The sequence below is a fragment of the Fervidicola ferrireducens genome (assembly GCF_001562425.1).
GTDB classification, from domain to species: domain Bacteria; phylum Bacillota; class Thermosediminibacteria; order Thermosediminibacterales; family Thermosediminibacteraceae; genus Fervidicola; species Fervidicola ferrireducens.
The window spans coordinates 1-3486 of record NZ_LOED01000066.1; the positions used below are offsets into that span (position 1 = coordinate 1).

Sequence of the window (3486 nt, forward strand, 5' to 3'; positions counted from 1 at the left end):
AGGGCGGGACCTTTACCATCTCGAATCTCGGGATGTACGACATAGAGGAATTTTCCGCCATAATAAACGCTCCCGAGAGCGCCATACTGGCGGTGGGCAAGATCATGAAAAAACCCGTGGTGACCGAAAACGACGAAATAGCGGTAAGGCCCATGATGAAGATGACTCTTTCCTGCGACCACAGGGTAATAGACGGAGCCCTGGGGGCCAGGTTCCTGCGGAGGATAAAGCAGCTTCTGGAAGACCCCATCGAAATGCTGATTTGATAAAGGTAAAGGAGATGGTGACCTTGCATTACGATCTGGTGGTTGTAGGCGGGGGCCCCGGCGGTTACGTGGCTGCCATATATGCGGCGAAAAAGGGAGCTAAGGTAGGACTCGTCGAAAAAGGTGACCTCGGCGGGACGTGCCTCAACCGCGGGTGCATTCCGACAAAAGCTTTGAGCCACGGTGCCTCCCTCTATCAAAGCTTGAAAAATGCAGGAGATTTCGGCATCGCGGTCGAAAACGTGAGGGTCGACTGGCATGCCCTGCAGAAGAAAAAGGCCGCGGTAATCGCGACGCTCAGGAGGGGTGTGGAAAACCTTCTTAAGGCAAACGGCGTTTCGGTCTTCAGAGGCGGGGCAGAAGTGGAAGGTGAAAGAAGTGTAAGGGTTGTATACCGCGAGGGGGAACAGGTCTTAACGGCAAACAGCTTAATCCTCGCTACCGGCTCAAAGCCGGCGGTGATTCCCTTTCCGGGCAATGACCTTCCCGGAGTTATCACCAGCGAAGAAGCCCTTTCTTTAGACGATATACCGGGTTCGATGCTCATCCTCGGCGGGGGAGTCATCGGGGTGGAGATGGCGAGCATTTACGGTTCTCTCGGCACCGACGTGACTATAGTCGAGGTATTTCCGCGGATATTGCCGCGGGCGGACGAGGAAATATCTGTAGAACTTAAGAAAAACCTGGAAAGAAGGGGAATCAAGATTTTCACGGAATCTAGAGTGGAATCGGTGGAAAGGGAAAGCGGCCGGCTGAAAGTGAGCGTAAGGACGTCTGGTGGGATGCGTTCGATTTCGGTAGATAAGGTGCTGGTGGCGGTAGGAAGAAGGCCTGTGACGGATGCTTTCGAGAACCTGGGTATCAGACTTGAAAGCGGCTGGGTCGCCGTCGACGAACGCATGAGGACGAATCTTGAAAACGTCTATGCCGTCGGGGATATAACTGGGAAATTCCAGCTGGCCCACGTGGCCTCCCACCAGGGGATTGTGGCTGCAGCAAATGCCCTCGGAGAAGACAGGGTGATGGACTACAGGGCCGTGCCGAGCTGTATCTTTACGGACCCGGAAGTCGCCTACGTGGGACTGACGGAGAGGGAGGCCAGGGAAATCCACGGCGACGGTGTGAAGGTGGGAAGATTCCCCTTTATAGCCAGCGGAAGAGCCCTTACCATAGGGGAGACCAGGGGGTTTGTCAAGATAATAGCGGATTCTAAATGGAACGAGATACTGGGTGTCCACATCATAGGGCCCGGAGCGACGGAGCTCATTGGCGAAGCCGTACTTGCCATAAAGCTAGAGTGCACGGCCGAGGAACTGGCGGATACCATACACGCCCATCCGACCCTTTCGGAGACCATAATGGAGGCGTCCTTCGACCTTTTGGGGATGCCGATACACAAGATGTGAACATGGCTTATAATTATTGAAACTTTGAGCCGGTTTTACACCGGCTTTTATTTTTAAGCAAAATCCGGAAATTCTGCTAAAATTCCTAACTTTGTATTTTTAAAAATTCCTCCGGAGTAATTGCTTTATTTGTAAGTTTTAAGAATTTCTTATCTCTTGTTATGATATAGTCGGCTTTAATTTTTTTTGTACACTGAAGCTGTAAGGCATCTTCGAGGTCATCAAATTCGGTGAAATTTAATGCTTTTTCTATGTCTTTTTTTGTAATGCTGACGGGTTTTGCTATTTCCATTAAAGCTTTTATGGCTTCTTTGGATATCTCATGAGAAAGCTCTTTCCTGAGGAAGTAATAAATGTCGGTAATTGCAAAGGAAGCTATATAAGCATCAAGCTTTTTTTCTTCAGCTAATTTGAAAATTTTATAAGCTGATTCATGAAAATTTCTTTTTAGCAAAAGGTCAAGAACGATGTTAGTATCAATCATCAGCTTCATACTTTTTTATCCTTTCATTTCTAATTAGCTCTATCGTGATATCTTTGTCTTTATAATTTTTTAAGAGTCCGTACAAAAATTCGGTTTTGTTACTCTTTTTTACGGGAACAAGTTTTGCAACATCTTTACCATTTTTGGTTATTATAATTACTTCATTTTCGACCATTTTTAAATACTTACCTACTCGCATTTTGAATTCCGAAGAAGTCACGCGCATTTATAATACCTCCCATGTTAGCTAATACTATTATATTCAAATTGACTATTTTTATCAACGATATATTGACCATCTCCGAGGAAATGTTTTTACACTTTTACGGAACAGAAGGCAGAATTACCGTGAACACGCTGCCAGAACCCTTTTTGCTTTTTACCTCTATCCTCCCGCTGTGCATCATTACTATTTCATTTGCTATTGCAAGTCCGAGCCCCCCGGCTCTTTTTTTGTCTTTGCTGAAAAAACGGTTGAAAATGTAGGGGAGGTCCCGTTCGTCAATGCCCGGGCCATCGTCGCTTATTGAAATCACCGCCCACTTCCCGTTTTGCTTTAAGGAGATGTAGATATTCCCCGATAGGCCGGTGTGATTTACCGCATTGATTATTATATTTGTAAAAGCTCTTTTCAAAAGTTCTTCGTCGCCGGCTGCCGCAATGTCATCCAGGTCCGTGTGAATGGTTCTGTCTCCTTTCAGTATTTCGAGCTCCTTTAATATTCCTTCAAGTAAATTTTTGAGGTTTATCATTTTTAAGTTAAGTTTTATCCCGCCGGACTGGAGCTTTGAGAGTTCTAGAATTTCGTTAACGAGGTTGTTAAGTTTATCCGATTCTTCTATTATAGAATAAGAACTTTATGATGCTTATGGGAGTCCTGAGTTCATGGGTGGTGTTGGCGATAAAATCCCGGCGCAGGTTTTCGTAATTTTTTAGACTTTTGGCTAGCTCGTTTATGGTTTGGGCAAGCTCTCCTATTTCATCCCGGTTTTCGACGGATATTCGGACGTCCACTCAACAGTTGTCTTTTTTCTTAATCAATGCTATATTTAAACTATGAAACATGAACTGGAAGAACACTACCCATTACGTAAAGCCGCTGAAATACTGGGCGTACATCCGAGTAAAATACGGTATATACGCACACCCTCCGGCCAGAGGCGTTTCCCCAGGAGTGAGGTCCTGCGCCAGCTGGGTGAAACTATGCCTTCTGGCCGGAGGGCTGTTATTTACGCCCGCATTTCTTCAGCCAAGCAGGCCGGATCGGGAAATCTGGAACGCCAAAGGCAGCGGCTCGAAGAGTATTGCCGTTCCAGAGGTTATGAGATAG

The 3486-nt window shown here is 46.5% G+C and carries 7 protein-coding genes; 3 read left to right on the forward strand and 4 right to left on the reverse strand.

What is annotated here, in order from left to right; genetic code table 11:
• Positions 1-266: 2-oxo acid dehydrogenase subunit E2 (locus AN618_RS12145; protein ID WP_187694940.1), on the forward strand; the 266-nt coding region annotated here is incomplete at its 5' end.
• The gene (lpdA, locus tag AN618_RS12150) at positions 263-1672 is read left to right on the forward strand and encodes a dihydrolipoyl dehydrogenase (RefSeq protein ID WP_245628536.1); all 1410 of its coding nucleotides are present in this window, start codon (positions 263-265) and stop codon (positions 1670-1672) included. The genes AN618_RS12145 and lpdA, both read left to right, overlap by 4 nt.
• Positions 1673-1757: 85 nt before the next feature.
• Here lpdA and AN618_RS12155 read toward each other — a convergent pair whose 3' ends face one another.
• From AN618_RS12155 to AN618_RS13625, 4 genes are all read right to left on the reverse strand, one after another.
• Positions 1758-2165 carry a putative toxin-antitoxin system toxin component, PIN family gene (locus AN618_RS12155; protein ID WP_066355577.1) on the reverse strand — a complete coding sequence of 136 codons (408 nt, stop codon included), beginning with the start codon at positions 2163-2165 and terminating at the stop codon, positions 1758-1760.
• Complete coding sequence (locus AN618_RS12160; protein WP_066355579.1) at positions 2149-2382, reverse strand: type II toxin-antitoxin system Phd/YefM family antitoxin; 234 nt, start codon at positions 2380-2382, stop codon at positions 2149-2151. The genes AN618_RS12155 and AN618_RS12160 overlap by 17 nt, the downstream gene beginning before the upstream one ends.
• Before the next feature lie 97 nt (positions 2383-2479).
• On the reverse strand, positions 2480-2908 hold the full coding sequence (locus tag AN618_RS13620; RefSeq protein ID WP_066355581.1) for a sensor histidine kinase: 429 nt from the start codon (positions 2906-2908) through the stop codon (positions 2480-2482).
• 73 nt (positions 2909-2981) lie between these two features.
• Entirely contained in the window at positions 2982-3170 is a 189-nt protein-coding gene (locus tag AN618_RS13625) for a HAMP domain-containing protein (RefSeq protein WP_066355583.1), read from the reverse strand.
• 42 nt (positions 3171-3212) lie between these two features.
• Here AN618_RS13625 and AN618_RS12905 point away from each other — a divergent pair.
• A partial coding sequence (locus tag AN618_RS12905) for a recombinase family protein (protein ID WP_187694941.1) occupies positions 3213-3486 on the forward strand: 274 nt, incomplete at its 3' end.